Origin of the sequence: Sphingobacterium sp. InxBP1, assembly GCF_026191775.1 — a bacterium.
Classification (GTDB): Bacteria; Bacteroidota; Bacteroidia; order Sphingobacteriales; family Sphingobacteriaceae; genus Sphingobacterium; species Sphingobacterium thalpophilum.
In genome coordinates this window covers 443,546-461,220 of sequence record NZ_JAINDX010000048.1, presented here as the reverse complement: position 1 = coordinate 461,220, position 17,675 = coordinate 443,546, and the positions used below count along the sequence as shown (strand labels likewise).

Here is a 17,675-nt window from a genome sequence, read left to right as displayed (position 1 = left end):
GAACAATGAATAATCTGACCAAACTCATGATGACTGTACTGCTCGGCACTACCGGATCGTTGCAGGCACAGCAGCAGACCTTATCCCTCCAGGGTACGGTGAAGAACGCGGACGTCCCTTTTGTCTATCTGCAGCGTTTTGAAAACAAAATATTTACGGTCATTGATTCTGCCCGGGTCACAAACGGCGGGTTTTCATTCCGGCGGCAGCTGCCGCTTCCGGATCTGTACGGCATTTCCACACAGCGGGAAGGTGACCCAGCCTATGTATTCCTGGATACAGGCGATAATAAGCTGCTGATCGATGCTGCAGCGGACGACAGAAAGAGGGTATCGCTGTCGGGCTCAAAAAGCCAGCAGATCTTTGAGGAATATCGCGTGCAGCGCAGGCCTGATATCGGCTCTTTTATCCGAAAGTATCCTGATAACATCGTACCGGCTTATCTGCTGTACCGCGAATGGTCCTATCGGCTGTCTCCCGAACAGCTGGAAGCGAATATTGCTCTGCTCTCGCAACAGCAGCAACAGTCGCGTTACATACAGGATCTCAAAAAAATTATTGCAGTCACCCGGCAGGTAGCCGTAGGCAGGAAGGCGCCGGCCATTGTTGCCAATGATCCCGACGGACGGCCGCAGGCGCTCTACGATCATCTTGGCAAATATACGCTGGTTGATTTCTGGGCCTCCTGGTGCCCGCCGTGCCGCAAGGAAAACCCGAATATTGTGGCGAATTACCAAAAGTACAAGTCTCAGGGTTTTGCAATTTATGCCGTCTCACTGGACAAAAACAAAGCCGCCTGGCTGAAGGGTATTGCAGATGACCACCTGACCTGGCAGCATGTGTCTGAACTGAAGTATTGGAACAGTGACATTGCAGCCCGCTATGCGGTGCGTGCGATTCCCGCCAATTTTCTGGTGGATAGGGAAGGCACCATTATCGCCCGGAATGTGCGCGGCGAAGAGCTCGGCAGGGTACTGGATAGCCTGTTTAATCCCGGGAAACCCACTACCGCGGGACTAAAAAAGGATTTTAAAGGACAGGACCCCATTGGCTATGAATCCACAGAATCAAGGGCGATTGTAAAACAGCAAAGGGGTACTTTTTCTGTTGACCAACGTGTCTTTTTTACCAACGACTATGATGGAGCACGTTTGAACGGTCTGACAAAATCCAGTGATGGGGTCTATCATGTGCAGGTCGCCCCGGAGCGGACTCCGGTCAATCCGAGTCCCTGGTATGGCTTTCAGGTCTGGGCGGTCCGGGATACCACGATCCGTATAGCGCTGGACTATCCATCGGGCGTGAAGCATCGTTATGATCCGAAAGTGAGCAGCGATGGTGCACACTGGCGCAGACAAAGTGGTGCTTCTTTTGATCTCCCGGTCTCCAGCGAACGCACCTGGATTTCTGCGCAGCCAAATATTCCTTCCAGTACGGTATATGAGTGGGTAGAGCGGCTGAATCCTACAGCCGAGGTACAGAAAGTCGAAGTGGGCAGAACCGCGCTGGGTAAGGCGATCAATGTCTATGTGGCAGGCAATCGACAGGGTAAAAAGAGTATTGCGGTCCTCGGAAGACAGCATCCGCCCGAAATCACAGGCCATTACGCTTATGCCAGTTTCGTCGAATATCTGCTCGGCGATACCGAAGATGCACGGCTGTTCAGGGATAAATTCCGTATTTATCTGGTCCCGCTGGTGAACCCCGATGGGGTGGATCTGGGGCACTGGCGAACCAATGCTAACGGGGCCGATCTCAACCGGGACTGGTCCGAATTCAACCAGCCGGAGACTACCGCGCTACGCGACTACTTTGCAGGGGAATTAGGCGGACAGGGTAACGAACTCTATTTCGCCATTGATTTTCATTCGACCGGAAGCGATATTTACTACACGGTGGACCCTGCATTGCCAACCCGGTTTCCCGGCTTTATCCCCAGCTGGATAGCCGGCGTCCGGGAGGCTATCCCCGGGTACGAGCCGCTGGTCAAACCCCTCTATCTGGGGGGACCGACCTACACGGCGTATAGTTACCTCTATAAAACCTATGGGGCCGAGGCTCTTGTCTATGAAATTGGTGACAACACCGATCCCGATTTTATCCATCGCAAAGCCCACATCTCTGCTCAGAAACTAATCGAAAAACTCAATGAAATATAGGAAGTACTTTACCTGGAAAGATGGGCTCGGCTGGCTGTTGTTCTTGCTGGCTGCGCTTCCGCTGTTTGCGGGCGCTGCGGTGAGCGATAGTCTGATCGTGGCCAGCGACCTGCTACGGATCAAAAATATCACCGACCTGCAGGTGAAGCCGGACGGAAGTGAACTGGCCTATGCCGTGCGTGGAATAGTCGCAGATACATCCGACCATACCCGCTTCCGCTATGAAACGGTCTGGTATCTGAACAGGACGGCAGCGCCTTCAGCGGCGGAGCGGATACAGGGGGATCATCAGTTTACACAGATTCTGTATAGTCCGGATGGACGCAGATGGGCGATCGGCAAGGGCAGAAATAAGAAGCCGCAGCTCTTTTCCTTTCCGCCGGACGGGCAGCCGCCGCTGCAGGTCACGGCACTGGAGCAGGGGCTGGGTACGGTACACTTCAGCCCAGATGGCTCCAAAGTACTCCTGTCGGTGAGCCATACGCTGGACGAACTCTTAAAAAGCAAAGATTTCAATGCGGCGGGCACACTGCCGCCATGGCCTTTGGAGAAGCCGGGCGACAGTCTTCAGGCTTCTTTGCTGGCAGGTCCCGCAGCGGAGGACCGCGACGGCAGTCTGGCCGGGGTCATGGCCTATCTGCAGCACAACGAACGGCAGGGTATTGCCAAAGTAACGAACAAACTGCAGTTCCAGACCGAAAATTCAACGACCGGTGAGCTTCGCTTCACGCATTGGTATGTTCTGGACTTGGCCGCTAAGGGACAGCAGGTGCCAGTAAGTGAGGGGTTTCGAAACCATTCGGCTGCGGAATTTTTGGGGAACGACAGGGTGCTATTTAGTGTGGAAACGGAAAATGGCCTGCATCCGGACCGTACGGTATCCACTGACCTAGTTCTGCTGGACCTCCGTACGCGTAAACGGCAGCTTGTATTGGGAGACGGCATACATCGCTATCAGCTTGCTGCGGTGGCCGCTTCAGGAAAATGGGTTGCGGTAAATCGTGTACAGTACAATTCACTGACCGTAGGTGAGCTTTTTATTTATGACGCCCGGCATTGGAAAGGTTTCAGCCTGGCACTGGATCGAAGCCTGACCAATGTACAGTTTTCCGCGGATGAACGATCGGTCTATTTCATTGCATTGGACAGAGGCGGGCGGACCATCAATCGCGCTGACCTGAAAACTGGAAAAATCCGCAGGCTGAGTCCGGTGGAAGAGGGAATCGGCGATTATTGGGTAGACGGCGGCCGGGCCTTCTTCACGAAAACAACTTTTGCCAATCCCTCGGAACTGTACCGGGCAGATGCAGACTTTAAACATGCCACTGTCATCAGTGATGTCAACCGACGATGGCTGGCCACAAAAAATATCGGTATCGCCGAGAAAAGCAGTTTTCGAAATGAAAAGGGGCTGGAGGTGGATTATTGGCTGCTGAAGCCTGCAGACTACCGTGAGGGGCGACAGTACCCACTGCTGGTGGAGATCCACGGTGGTCCAGCTTCAATGTTCGGGCCCGCTGATGCCAGCATGTGGCTTGAGTACCAGTACTTTCGTGCGCGGGGCTATGCGGTCTTATTTTCGAATCCACGTGGTTCCAGTGGCTATGGGGAAGACTTCCTGAAAGCGAATTTTAAGGACTGGGGACCGGGACCATCGCGCGATGTACTGGAAGCGGTCGACCGGACGCTTGCGACAGGTATCGTGGACTCTGCGCAGCTGTTTATCACCGGAGGTTCCTATGGCGCTTATCTGACCACCTGGATTCTGGCGCATGACAAGCGGTTCAGAGCAGCATCTAGCCAGCGGGGCGTGTATGATCTTTACGTCTTTTTTGGCAGTGCCAATGTCTGGCCCATGCTGAAGCGATATTTTGATGGGTTTCCATGGGAAAAGGAAACGCGGGAGCTTCTTTTGGCACAATCGCCGACCAGCCATGCCGAAAGAATAAGCACACCCCTGCTTATCTTCCATGGAGAGCAGGACAACCGTACAGGGCCCGTACAGAGTGATTTCCTGTACAAACAGCTCAAGTACCTAGGCCGTCAGACCGAATATGTCAGGCATCCCGGTGCGGACCATGAGATCACGCGTTCAGGGGACGTCGGGCAGCGCCTCGATCAGCTGCTGCGCACCTATGCGTTCTTCGAACGCTATCGGCACTGATCAGGTGGACATGCGATGGCGCTGCAGCAACAAATAGGGGGATTCGCACATAAAGCGCAGCGTTATGTGCGAATCCCCGGCTGTCTATGCTGTCCGGTTTTACTGCTCCTGTTCTTTTAGGTATTCGATCATGGCATCCAGGCTCTGTAGCAGCTTTTCACCTTCAAATCCAACTTTCCGGAAACGGATATTGCGTTTGCTGTCGAGAATCAGCGTGGTCGGAATGGAGGTGATATCGAGCTTGCTGCTCAGTTTCTTGTCCTGGTTGTAGTAAAAGGGGAAGTCGAATTGCGGATTGGCCTGCGCCCATTTGTAGGCATCGTCCCAGCTGTTGCCGCTGCCAGAATTGAGCACGACAAACTTCACTTTGGGGTCGTCTGCATACTTTTTGTACACCTGATGCAGGTAGGGGAAGGAGGCAATACAGGGCTTGCACCAGGTCGCCCAGAAGTCGATGACCACAATCTTGCCTTCCAGATCCTGTGGGCCTAATGGCCTGCGCGACATATCGACGATGCTGAACTCCGCCGGAAAGGGGCTGCTGCCGATGGTCTGCGCAAATTCCTGATAGTAATGCTGCTTCCACTGCCTGTCGAGCTTGCTGAAATAGGCCTGCCGGTCGGCGGCAGTACGGATCCCCCGATGGCCGATTGCATCCTCCAGCAGCTGCCGGATCTTGGGGTCAAAGGGCGCCTGCTGATAGGCAGCTTCGAGTACAGGTAAGGCACTTCCGGCATCATTCCATTGCTGGTACTGCGCGGCGACGGCGCTCAGCAGTGCCGGAGACTTCAGCGTGGGGATGCTCCGGGCAAACCACTGCCGGGCGGCTTCCGGCTGGTTCAGCCGGGCTGCCAGAAGTCCCTGGCTGGCCATGATCTCCGCCTTGACTGCTTCGATTTTGTCGGCCCGCGCAGGATCGTGGGCGACCAGATAGCCGGTTTCGGGAAAATAGCGGATCAGACTCACGGGGTATGCCGCGATACTGTCCAGAACATACAGATTGAGCCTGGAGGCTTCGCGGAGCAGGATCTTGTGGTCCAGCATCAGCTGCACATAGCTGCGGTACGCGCGCCATTTGTAGGGATCTGGCTCCCAGGTGGTGATCAGGGGCAGGTAAGTACGTGCTGCCACACTGTCGCCACGCTGCACGGAGTAGCTGAACAGGTACTCGTAGGCACTGCCAAAGGCCTCCTTGTTGCTGTCCGTGCGGCGCTCGAGCAGCTGCTGTATCCCAGCCACCACCGCGGACGAGTCCGGCTCACGCAGCAGCGTATTGAGCCGGTAGGAGATCCCGATCTTTTCGTTCGGAAACTCGTCCACCACCACACGGCGGATCGAGTCCACCTTCTGGTTCTGTCCCAGGATCAGATAGCCCATCGTCACTTTGTTGAGATTGCCCTCGGAGAGGGGATTGCTCCTGAATCTTTGCTCGATCACGGCCAGCCCTTCTTTCAGCAGCTCCGACTGCCGGGCGGGACTGCTCTCCTTCATCTGCAGAGCGATCAGCCGCAGCCGGGCCTCATAGTTGTCGGGATACAGGCTGAGCTCTTTCTTTAAGTAATGTTCCTGCAGGGCGACGATACGGTCGGAAGTCTTGTTCTGCACCGGCACGCTATAGGATTTACCGAGGTAATTGCCGGCAATGAGTTTGCCCTGTTTATAGATATAAATTTCATACTGGCTGCTGTCGCTGGCCTGCTGCACAAATTTCTTGTCCTTATCGGAAATGGTAAAGCAGGAAAAGTTGGCATAAGGCGGCAGCTTAAACTGTACCTGCCAGCGGCCATGCTGCTGCTGCATGGGCATCCGGCTGGGCAGCTCGTAAAAGTTGGAGTAGCCAAAGTCCACGAAAAAGGGGCCTGCGGCACTGGGTGCAGCGCTGCCACGGGGATTAAAGCTGATCGTCACGGTATCACCGGCCACGGCTTTTGCCGGCACAATGCGGACCTGCGCCCGCAGCACTGGGCCGGTTTGCAGCAGGACGAGCAGCAGCGAAAGGTTGAGTAGTTTAATCATTCTGCTGGAGATTAGGGTTGGTCAATAGAATAGAACTTGCGATCGGTATTTTCAAGTCGCTTTCGCTAAAGTCTGTTTTGGCTGCTTTGAGCACCGGCAGGGCCCGGTTGGTCCGGACCAGGTCAAACCAGCGGTGCCCCCATTCGCCGAGCAGCTCCAGCTGCCGTTCTTTTTCCAGAGCCACTGCGATATCGGCTTTGGCCATCGTGTGGGGCAGGCCATCGAGTCCGGCACGCTCACGGATATGATTGATATCGTCGATGGCGGCACCGAGCTTGTTCTGGTTGAGACGGGCTTCGGCACGGATCAGATACTGCTCGGCCAGACGCAGCACGGTGTTGTATTCGGTGACGGGTGCACCGGTACGCACCTTGTACTTATAAGGCATATAACGGGTCTCACTGCCGACGGCATAGGGCTTCAGCCAGTTGGCCTTACGCAGGTCACCGTCCCCATAATCTGCCAGTGTGCTGCCGTACACCTGATAATAGCTCCGCGCTGTGGCCACTGCCGGAACGATGCTGAACCCTTCCCAGGTATTGACACCAGCAGTGGAGAGGTTGACGGTCTGCAGCTGCCAGATGGCTTCTTTGCTGGTTTTCAGGAACACGGTATTCAGATCGCGGGACAGCTCATAACGGCTGTCGCCGATGACTTTGGTGGCTGTGGCTTCGGCATTGGCCCAGTCCGAGCGGTAGAGGTATACCCGGGCCAATAGGGCTTCCACTGCTTTTCGGTTGGGACGGGTGCGTTCGGTGCCGATGTAGGTATCGGGGATGTCCGCAGCAGCCTGCCTGAGGTCTTCCACCATGAAGGAATAGAGCTCTTCCCGGGATGCTGGACCTTTCTGGTTGTTGGCCTCCAGATTTTTGGTGTCCGTGATCAGAGGGACTTTGTTGAACAGATTGCTGAGGTAAAAGTAGCAGAATACCCGCGTAAAACGGGCTTCGGCAGACAGCTCTGCCTTGACCTCAGCACTCAGCGCCGAGGCTTCCAGACCTTCGATAATTTTGTTGCTATGGTTGATATAGCTGAAAGGCTGGGACCAGAGACGGTCGAGATAAGAGGTGGCGGGACTGAGTTTATTGTATTTATACTCATCATAAGTGGTAAAGGCTGAATTGTACTCGTCGGCCAGGCTCGCCAGGACGATGGTCATCAGTCCACTGGCAAACTGGTTGTTGTAATTGTTCATGCTGGTATACAGCCCGGCTACTGTTGCGCTGGCGGTTTTGGCGTCGCTGAAAGCCGCGCCGGCAGCCACTTCGGTGCGCGGTGGATCGGTCTCCAGAAATTTGCTGCAGGACAGGTGGAGCAGCGGCGTGGCAAAGAGACTGTAGATGATATATTTTTTCATGGGATAGTTCGTTGGTCGTTTCATGATTGATTAAAAAGTGAGCTGCACACCAAAGGTATAGGTACGCAACGACGGTGTGGCGCTGGTGCGTACAGACCCGAAGGGGTTGACATCCGAAAGGTAGCTGCGGTCAAAACCGGGCATCTCGGGGTCCATGCCCCTGAAGCTGGTCCAGGTCAGCAGATTCTGCGCGGTAAACTGCAGGGCGGCCCGGCTGATGTGGATCTTTTGCGCCCACCGCGAGATATCGTAGCTGAGCGACACATTTTTTAGCCGGATGAAGGAGGCGTCGTCCCAGACCGCAGAGGAGTACCGGTAATTGTTGCGGTACACCACATTGGCCTCGTTGGCACTATTGGCCGTGGCACGTGGGATATCGGTGATGTCGCCGGGCTGCTGCCAGCGGCCCAGTACGTATTCGTCCAGATTGGCCATGGCACCGATGGTGGTCGCCAGTGGCCCATAGCCGATGGAGGGGCCTTCCTGCTTGACAAACTGCAGCATGAAGCCCAGACTCAGCGGGCCATAGCTGAGGTTGTTGCTGAGGCCGCCGTAATAGCGCGGCATGGTTGAACCCAGGGTCACGTAGTCATTGAAATCGGTAATCTTGCCGTCGCCGTCCACATCCCTGAACTGGGCGATGCCGGTCTGCGGATCCACACCGGTGAACTGGAACCCGCGCACGATGCGTGTGGACTCGCCGATAACGTAGCGGCGCGCATCGCTGCTGCTCTCAAGCCCCGGATATTCCAGCAGGGTATTGGACGGAAAGGTGATATTGAAGCTGGTCTTCCAGCTGAACTGTTCCCGCTGGATATTGGTGCTGCTGAGCTCCAGCTCCCAGCCGCTGTTTTCGATCTTTGCCGGCTGATTGCCAAAATAGGAGGTAAAGCCCGTCTGTGGCGCCAGGGTAATATCGATCAGCTGGTTGCCGGATCTATTGTTGTAGTAGTTGAGGGTCATGAAGATGCGGTCCTTCAAAAATCCGAGGTCAAGGCCCAGCTCTTTCTTTCTGATTTCTTCCCAGCCAAAATCGGGGTTGTATACCCGTGTCGGGTATAGGCCCGAGATGCCCTGGTAGGCAAAGTTGGTGCCCCAGGTATCGAGATACTGGTAGTCGCCGATCTGGTCATTGCCCGTCACACCCCAGCTGGCCCGCAGCTTTCCGAAGCTCAGTACGGACTGCCCGCGCAGGAACTCCTCGCTGCTGAATACCCAGGCCGCGCCCACTGATCCGAAGTTACCGTACTTGTTGTTGGGGCCGAAGCGCGAGGATCCGTCCCGGCGGTAGCTGACATTGAAGAGGTAGCGGTCATCGTAGGCGTAGCTGATCCGGCCGAAGGCCGACTGGTAGCGGTAGTCGGCATACTGGTTGTTGCGGACCGTGAGCGCTCCGGCTGCAGCCATGTTTTCAAGCTGCGAATCACTCGGGTAGCCGCTGCCGTCGATGTATTTGCCCTCGCTGACCCGCTGCTGCCAGGTGCCGCCGGCGAGCAGCCTGACATCGTGCTTACCAAATGTTTTGCTGTAATTGAGCTGAGGCTCAACGATGTAGGACTCGTAGTCCGAATTGCCGTAAGAGGCCATCGAGCCGGTACTGGTGGCGGGATTGAATCCGGCATTGGGCAGCAGGCGCGTCTGGTCCATGCTCTTGAGGTTGTAGCCCACGCTGATCTTGGCCGTCAGCTCGGGCAGGATCGCATACTCGGCAGACAGATTGGCCAGCAGCGATTTTGACTTCGACAGCGCCGATCGCTCCATATAGGCCGCGGGATTCTGCTGATTCTGCTGGAACCAGTAGTAGTCCCCCTTTTCGTCGTACAGCGGATAGTTGGGTGCCACGTTATAAAACTGTGCGATATCGGTCGGCACCGTGTTGTTGCGGTCCAGATTGAGGCTGAAGCTGCTGTTGAGTTTGAAGCGCTGGTCCCGGGACTGAGTGGACAGATTGAGCAGGGCTCCGCCACGCTGATAGGTCTTGTTGCCGGGCAGGGGATCGCCCTGCCGGTTGAAGTTGGTACTGGCGAGATACTGTGTATACTCGTTGCCTCCGGCAAAGGAGAGCTGGTAGCTTGAGAACGGCGCCCCGGCACCGTAAAATGCTTTCTGCCAGTCACTATTGGCCTTCTGGTCCCAGGTCAGCAGGTCCGGTGCGTTATCCACCGTGGGTTCAAACTGGTCGTTCGCAAAGCCTTCCTTACGGATCTGCAGGTATTGTTCGGTATTGAGCATCTTGAGGTTACGGATGGCTTTACCCGAACCGATGCTGGCGTTGAAGTCTATTTTGAGCCCGCTTTTATTGCCTTTTTTGGTAGTGATCAGGATCACCCCGTTGCCACCGCGGGAGCCATAGATGGCCGTGGCGTCGGCGTCCTTGAGCACGTCGATGCGCTCGATGTCCTTGGGGTTGATCAGGCTCAGGGGACTCTGATTGCCATTGGCAAGGGAAAACTGGTTCATGCTTTCGTCCGAAAAGGGAATGCCGTCGATGATGTAGAGCGGGCTGCTGCCGTTGCTCAGTGAATTGACGCCGCGCAGCTGCACCTGAAACGAGCCGCCGGGCAGTCCTGAATTGGATGCGATGTTGAGGCCGGCGACACGGCCCTGCAGTGCGGCAAGGGGATCCAGTACGGGCTGCGTTCCGATCTCCCGGCTGGTCACACTGGATACCGAACCTGTGTTTTTGCGGACGGAGGAGGTACCGTAACCGATGACCACCACTTCGTCGAGATTGCCGGGATCGGCCTCAAGGCTCAGCTCAAGGGGGCCGCCGCCGGCAACTTTAACTTCTTTGCTGCGGTAGCCCACATAGCTCAGCAACAGGATGTCGTCGGCCTGCAGGCCATGTAAGGTGAAATGTCCGCCGGCGTCGGTGACAGTGCTGGTCACTTTGTTTTTGACACGGACGCTCACGCCCTCAAGGGGGGCGCCGGCGGCATTGCGCACGCGGCCGCTGACAGCGGTCTGCTGGGGGCTGCCTGTAGCTTTGCCCTGAAGCACAATGGTATTGTTGACAATGCGGTAGCGGATGCCCCTGGCGGTAAAGGCCTGCCTGAGCAGTTCCGGAATATTGGTATTGTCCAGGTTCACATCCAGGTTCAGGTCGGGCTTAATTTCGCTGGGGTCATAGACAAAGCGGTAGTCGCTGCGCTGCTCGATGGTTTTGACGAGCTGTCTGAACTGAATCTGATCTGGCGCACCGGCCGGATGCTGGCTAAAGGCATAACCGTTGACATGCATCAGCATAAACAGTACTGCTTTTACGGAGTTTTTCATAGGGTATTAGATTAAAATTCGTTTGTTTAGTTTGTGGGTCAGGGGGCAAGCAGCAGGCGGTCCTTGTCGACCGTGTAATTGATGCCGGCAAACCGCAGTATGCGGAGCACCTCCGCAAAGGGTTCCTTTTTGCTGATCTTTCCGCTCAGGACTTTCTTTTCATAGGCCGGCGACAGGGTATAGGTAAAATTGTACCAGCGGGCCAGGTCGGCCATGATCTCGGGCAGCGGCGTCTGCTCGAAGGTAAAGTAACCGTCTTTCCATTGGCCTTCGGGCTGGCGGCTGTGCTGCTGTAGCTCGAAGCTGCCCTGCTGCAAGTCCACCTGTACCGCCTGTCCGGGCAGCAGCACCTGCTGCCGGCCGGCATTGCTGACGCGTATGCTGCCCTCGTCAAGCCTTGTGGTCAGCAGCTGCCCGTCGCTCTCGTACTGCCGTACGTTGAACGCTGTACCCAGTGCTTCTATGCTTGTGCTGCCCACATGAACGATAAAAGGGACAGTTTTGTTTTTGGCTACCTTAAAATAGGCTTCGCCCTGCAGATAGACGGCGCGCTGTTGCTGATTGTAGTCCTTGCCGATCTCCAGCCTGCTGTCGGCGTTGAGCCACACGGTGGTGCCGTCGGGCAGCTGCATCCGGTATTCTTGTCCTTTTCTAGTCTGTAGGGCCACTTTGTCGCCCTTGTGCCGGTCCATCCATGCGGGGGCCGGGGGCTGCCGCTCATCCAGGCTCACCACCTGATCGCCGATCAGCAGCTCGGCCTGAAACTGGCCGATGCTAAAGGGGGCTGCCGGCTGTGGCTGCGGAGGACTGGAAAAAAAGTAAATCGCCAGTCCGGCCGTCAGAAAAAGAGCGATGCTGGCCGCGACTTTCATATAGGCCCGTTTCCGCTGCGCGGCCTGCAGTTCGTCGCCAAAGAGCGTCTGCCGCAAATAGCGGTCTTCGGCCGCAAGATCAAGTTCGGGGATTTCCTTTGCGTTGTTTGCTTTGCTGAGCTGGTTGTACCAGCTTTCGACCAGCGCAGTCTCCTCAGGGCTGCATAGTCCCTGCTGATATTTTTGCAGTAATGATCTGGATAGCGGTGTCTTCATGGGCAGTTGTTCTGTTTGCTGCTTAGAAGACAGGAAAGGGGCAGGTTAGTGGTAGAAAAAAATGAAAATAGTCCGTATTTTTTTTCTGATAAGGGTCAACGCATTGTAAATCTGTTTTTTAACTGTCTGCTCAGAAATATCGAGCTCTTCGGCAATCTCGCGGTAGCTGCGTTGTTCGTACCGGCTTTTCTTAAAGATCAGCGCCATTTTGCTGGGCAGCTTCTCAATGGCATCTTCGATCTGCCGGGCCAGTTCTTTCTCCCGCAGCAGCTCATCGGGCATGACCTCAAGGGCAGGGCCCGCATGCTCCAGGTAACTTTCGTACCTGCGCCCCACATCGCGGCTGGCGATGCGGTTGATCACCAGATTGCGTGCCGAACGGAAGAGATAGGCCTGATAGGAATGCTCGATCTCGAGGCGCTCCATCCTGTCCCAGAGATTCGCAAAGATCTCCTGTACAATATCACGGGCCTCATCACGGTCGTCCAGCATCCGAAAAACATGCACATACAGCTTGACCCAGTTTTCTTCATAAAGCTGGGTAAACAATTGTCGGACATGGGCTACGTTCATCGTGATGGCTTAGTTAAGTGTCGGTTAGTCAAAATTAGGGTTTATTTTTAGGAAAGACAATTTATGTTGGATTTAGACCACAACCTGTAAGATCATGCAGCTGGGCAGTGGATAGGGAGGCCTCCCTGCATGCCCCCCAGAGGCACGCAGGGAACACGGTATGGACCGGAGTAAACAAGAGGAAGCGGGTGCTCCGCCGGGTGATTTCGAAAAGAATATATTAAATGTTTGTTTTACATTTATTTTTTTCTTAAAATTGATTCTAATAACCGAGGTATAAACGTAAAACGATGCTGATGCTGGTCTCTGCTGATGCGGAGATATTTTTTTGCTCTAATAAATGTCGTTTTAACACTTAAAAAGGTGTTGGGAAGAAACAAACCAATTAAATAAACTTTTATGAGCTTCAGAAATGCGAAGGAAAAATGGATCAATTGGTGTGGATTGATCGTTTTCACAGGTGTGCTGCTACCGTCCCATGGGTATGCACAGGCACAGACGGGATTAAAGGGTAGGGTTGAGGATCAACAGGGCAAGCCGTTGTCGGGTGTCAGCGTGTACTCAAAATCTACCGCTAAAGGTACCGTCACTTCCAACGAGGGGACATTTACGATCCCATCTGCTGCAGCGGACACGCTGACATTTAGTTTTATTGGATACGATACGCAAAAAGTTGGTGTCGGGGGCAGAACGGATCTGCTCGTCAGGCTGACGCCCAACAACGAACAGCTCTCGGAGGTGGTGGTCATCGGCTATGGTCAGCAGCGCAAAGGTGACCTGACCAGTTCGGTCGCTACAGTGACCTCTGAAAACTTTGTGAAGGCACCGGTTCAGGATGCGGGCCAGCTGCTGCAGGGTAAGGTGGCCGGACTCAGTGTCGGTACCACCAGCGGAAACCCGACGGGGGGCAGCCAGATCCTGCTGCGGGGTAATACGACGCTCTTTGGCGCCAACAGCGATCCGCTCGTCATTATCGACGGCATCCCGGGCACCTTGACCACGGTGGCGCCGGAGGATATCGAATCCATCGATGTGCTCAAAGACGGTTCGGCAGCAGCCATCTACGGTGTACGGGGTACCAATGGGGTTATTATCATTACGACCAAACGGGCCAAAGGGCAGGAATCCAATGTCATCGACTACGCTGGTTCGGTAAGTACGCAGTCCATCTTGCGCAAGCCGGAGCTGCTGACGGCCAGCGACTACCGGCGGCAGATCAAGGAGGGTATCCGGGATGCTTCCTGGGACCTGGGCTCGGATACGGACTGGCTGAAGGAAATCTCACAGACGCCACTGACGCACATCCACAACCTCACTTTCCGTGGCGGCAGCAGCACAACCAATTATCTGGCATCGGCAAATTACAGGTATCTCGAAGGGATCTTAAAACGCTCCGACAATGAGACGTTCAGCGGCCGCATCGATGTGAACCACTCCATGCTGGACAATAAGCTCAGATTCAACCTGAGCCTGCTCAATCAGACCAACAGTTTTACGCAGACACAGGATGGAGGCAGTTTTAACGGCTATACGTACCGGCAGGCGCTGATATTCAATCCGACCTCGCCTGTGCATGACACAAACGGCAAGTGGTTTGAACAGCCCAGCAATTTTAACTACGAAAACCCGCTGGCCCGCTTATATGAGAGCGATGGAAAGACACGGAGTGTAAATTCGAGGATGGCCGGTACGGTCACCTATAATCCCGTGGCCGGCCTCAAACTGAGCTCGCTGTTTTCGTATTCGAGAGAGAATATCACGGCAGGCTATTCGGAAACCAAAAATCATATTTCGAATCTGCGGGACAGCCGCAATGGCTATGCTGCCCAGGGCAACAGGCTGATCATCGACCGGCTGATGGAACTGACGGCCGAGTACTCCAGGACCATCGGCAGGCATCGTGGCAGCATCCTCGCAGGTTATGGCTATCAGGAAAATGAAAACTCCAGTAGCTTTATCCAGAACTGGGACTTCCCGACGGATATCTTCGGGTACAACAATATAGGCCTGGGAAATGCGATAAAGGAGGGTAAGGGAGCCATCGGCAGTGACAAGTTTGAAACCAACCTGATCAGCTTTTTTGGCCGGCTCACGTATAGTTACGACGACCGCTACCTGTTGCTGGCCAGTGTGCGCCACGAAGGGGCCAGCCAGCTGGTCGGTGCCAAAAGCCCCTGGGGTACTTTTTCGGCCATTTCTGGAGGCTGGCGCATTTCCAACGAATCGTTTATGGCTGACCAGAAGCTGTTTGACGACCTGAAACTACGTGCAGGCTATGGCGTCACCGGAAACCCACCGTCCAACCTCTTTCTGGGGCAGGCGCAGCTGGGCTACGGTGGTTATATTTACTCCAACGGCCGTTGGGTACAGTCGCTGGGGCCGACTTCCAACCCCAACCCGAATATTCGCTGGGAGGAAAAGCACGAAAGCAACTTTGGACTTGACTTTAGCATGCTCAAAGGACTGATCAGCGGTAACATCGACTATTACATCCGCGACATCAAGGGCTTATTGTACGACTATCAGGTGCCTAGTCCGCCCAACCTGGTTACCAGCACCAGGGCCAATGTGGGTACGATGCGCAACAACGGTATCGAGGTGCTCCTCAATGTGGCCCCGGTGCGCAAACCGGATTTTGAGTGGCGTACCAGTCTGCTGTTTTCCACCAATACCAATAAGCTGAAAAGCCTGTCCAACGAACTTTACCAGACCACCAACGACTACTTCACTGCCGGTGGTACGGGTGAGCCCATTCAGACCTTCACCAATATCGTCTATATCGGTCAGCAGATCGGGGATTTCTACGGTTTTAAAGTCGTGGATATCGATGAAAACGGCAAATGGATCTATGAGGGGGCAGACGGTGCTCCCGTCGCCTACGACGATTTCGGTCACACTTTTGAAGATAAGAAAGTCCTGGGAAACGGACTGCCTAAATATTATGCGGGCTGGAACAACAATTTCCGCTACAAAAATATTGACCTCTCGGTCACCATGCGCGGCGCATTTGACTATCAGATCCTGAACTTTCAGCGCATGTACCTGGAAAATCCGACCCTCCAGAACTATAACCGCCTGGCGTCGTCAGAAGATCTGGTATTTGGTAAGGCCAGGCTCAATGCTCCGCTCGAGTACAACAGCTATTACATCGAAGATGGTGACCACTGGAAGATCGACAACATCACGCTGGGCTATACTTTCCGGAACAGCAAAACCAAATGGCTGAACAATGCCCGGATCTACGCAAGTTCGCTCAACACCTTTGTCATCACGGGCTATAAGGGTATAGATCCGGAGGTGAACCGGCTGGGACTGGCTCCGGGCAATGACGACCGTGACAAGTATCCGACCACACGTACCTTTACCTTTGGAGTCAATGTCAGTTTTTAATCCGTAAAAGATGTCAATCATGAAAAGAAATAATTTCGCAACGATCTTATTGCTGAGCTGTGGCGTTCTGTCGGTCAGCAGCTGCACCAAACTAAAAGATGATTCCTATACAACGATCATCATCGACAAATTTCAGCCAACGGCTGATGATCTGGCTTCGCTGCTGGGTACCGCCTATTCAAACTGGCGCTTTCTGCTGCTGGACTGGGACGGTCTCTGGCGGGCGCAGGAGCTCAGTGCCGATCAGGAAGTCATCCCGGCGCGCCCCAATGGCTGGGTGGACGGCGGCGTGTACAAACGTATACACCAGCATACCTGGACCGCCGACGAAGGAATCGTCGTGCAGACCTGGAACCGCACATTCGCCGGAATCACCAACTGCAACCGGATCATCTATCAGATCGAATCCGGCCGGATTCCGGTGGAAGAAAACAAAGAAGCTGTCGTCGCGGAGCTCAAAGTGCTGCGCGCAGCCTACTACGCCATCCTCTGCGACTTCTTTGGCAATGTCCCCATCGTCACACAGTTTGATCTGCCCGAAGGCTTCCTGCCCAAACAGAATTCACGTAAGGAAGTATATGAGTTTGTTGTCGGTGAAATTGAATCCAATATCGGCTTGCTGAGCGACAAAAATGACAAAAGTACCTACGGCAAATTCAATAAATGGGCGGCATACGCCCTGCTGGCACGGGTTTACCTGAACGCAGAGGTCTATAGTGGTACGGCACAGTGGCAGAAGGTCATTGCTGCCTGTGATGCGGTCATCAGCTCGGGGGCCGGCTATGTACTGGAAAATATCCAGAAAAATGTCTTCGTTACCGACAATGAGAACTCCAGGGAGATCGTGTTTGCCCTGCCCCTGGATGAAAATTATACCAACAACTGGAACGCCTTTGACCTGCACATGCAGTCCCTGCCTTCGGAAAGCCAGGCAACCTATAACCTGCTTTCAGCACCATGGGGCGGTATGTGCGCCACTCCCCAATATATCCGTTCTTTTGACAAAGACGATATACGCAACCAGCGCAACTGGATCCAGGGGCAGCAGTATTCCTCCTCGGGAGAGCAGCTGCTGGTCGGGCTGGGAGCCTATAAGGGAAAACCGCTGAATCTGATCAATGAAGTGCCCTCGATCGATGCCTCGGAGGCCGTACACGGCTTCCGCCTGGGCAAATTTGAGATCAAGCAGGGTGCCGCGGTGCAGCTGAGCAATGATTTTCCGGTGTTTCGCTATGCGGAAATCTTGATGATGAAAGCGGAAGCGCTCCTAAGGACAGGCAGGGCCGAAGAGGCGGCACAGATCGTGACAAGGGTCAGACAGCGTGCTTTCCCGGGGCAGCCTGCCAAAGCGGTCGTCACCGGAAGCCAGCTGCTGGCCGGCAGCACCTACGACTACGGGCAGCGTGATAGCTATGGCAGCACGCAGGAGGGCGGCGCCGATATCAAGTACGGCCGATTTTTGGATGAACTGGGCTGGGAATTTGACCAGGAAGCGCACCGGCGCACAGACCTGATCCGCTTTGGCGTATTCAGCAGCAAATCCTGGTTTTCGCACAAGGCAACCAAAAATGTAAGCCGCAACTTGTTTCCCATTCCCCGGGCTGCGCTCAATACCAATACTAACCTGAAGCAGAATCCTGGATACTAATGGA

Annotated in this window: 9 protein-coding genes; 4 read left to right on the top strand and 5 right to left on the bottom strand. The window is 54.7% G+C overall.

The window, feature by feature from the left end; genetic code table 11:
* The first annotated feature begins 5 nt into the window (after positions 1-5).
* Both K7A41_RS19780 and K7A41_RS19775 read left to right on the top strand, forming a co-directional pair.
* A complete protein-coding gene (locus K7A41_RS19780) occupies positions 6-2,159 on the top strand; it encodes a M14 family zinc carboxypeptidase (protein WP_265715092.1) in 2,154 nt (717 codons plus the stop codon).
* Positions 2,149-4,323, top strand: coding sequence for an alpha/beta hydrolase family protein (locus K7A41_RS19775; protein ID WP_265715090.1), 2,175 nt, complete (start codon positions 2,149-2,151; stop codon positions 4,321-4,323). The genes K7A41_RS19780 and K7A41_RS19775 overlap by 11 nt, the downstream gene beginning before the upstream one ends.
* A gap of 99 nt (positions 4,324-4,422) precedes the next feature.
* On the opposite strand, the gene K7A41_RS19770 is transcribed toward K7A41_RS19775, so the two are convergent.
* The 5 genes from K7A41_RS19770 to K7A41_RS19750 are packed head-to-tail and all read right to left on the bottom strand — an operon-like array spanning position 4,423 to position 12,633.
* On the bottom strand, positions 4,423-6,339 hold the full coding sequence (locus tag K7A41_RS19770; RefSeq protein ID WP_265715089.1) for a TlpA family protein disulfide reductase: 1,917 nt from the start codon (positions 6,337-6,339) through the stop codon (positions 4,423-4,425).
* Positions 6,332-7,720: a RagB/SusD family nutrient uptake outer membrane protein gene (locus K7A41_RS19765; protein WP_265715088.1), complete on the bottom strand. Its 1,389-nt coding sequence runs from the start codon at positions 7,718-7,720 to the stop codon at positions 6,332-6,334. Before K7A41_RS19765 ends, K7A41_RS19770 begins: the two co-directional genes overlap by 8 nt.
* Before the next feature lie 6 nt (positions 7,721-7,726).
* A complete protein-coding gene (locus K7A41_RS19760; RefSeq protein ID WP_265715087.1) occupies positions 7,727-10,972 on the bottom strand; it encodes a TonB-dependent receptor in 3,246 nt (1,081 codons plus the stop codon).
* Between the two features lie 38 nt (positions 10,973-11,010).
* Complete coding sequence (locus K7A41_RS19755; protein ID WP_265715085.1) at positions 11,011-12,060, bottom strand: FecR family protein; 1,050 nt, start codon at positions 12,058-12,060, stop codon at positions 11,011-11,013.
* A gap of 45 nt (positions 12,061-12,105) precedes the next feature.
* The gene (locus K7A41_RS19750; RefSeq protein ID WP_265715084.1) at positions 12,106-12,633 is read right to left on the bottom strand and encodes an RNA polymerase sigma-70 factor; all 528 of its coding nucleotides are present in this window, start codon (positions 12,631-12,633) and stop codon (positions 12,106-12,108) included.
* A 399-nt stretch (positions 12,634-13,032) separates the two neighbouring features.
* Between K7A41_RS19750 and K7A41_RS19745 the strand changes: the two genes are divergently transcribed.
* Together K7A41_RS19745 and K7A41_RS19740 are read left to right on the top strand one after the other, a co-directional pair.
* Complete coding sequence (locus K7A41_RS19745) at positions 13,033-16,023, top strand: SusC/RagA family TonB-linked outer membrane protein (protein ID WP_265715083.1); 2,991 nt, start codon at positions 13,033-13,035, stop codon at positions 16,021-16,023.
* Positions 16,024-16,042: 19 nt separating this feature from the next.
* Positions 16,043-17,671, top strand: a complete 1,629-nt coding sequence (locus K7A41_RS19740) for a RagB/SusD family nutrient uptake outer membrane protein (RefSeq protein WP_265715082.1) — start codon at positions 16,043-16,045, stop codon at positions 17,669-17,671.
* Positions 17,672-17,675: the final 4 nt, after the last annotated feature.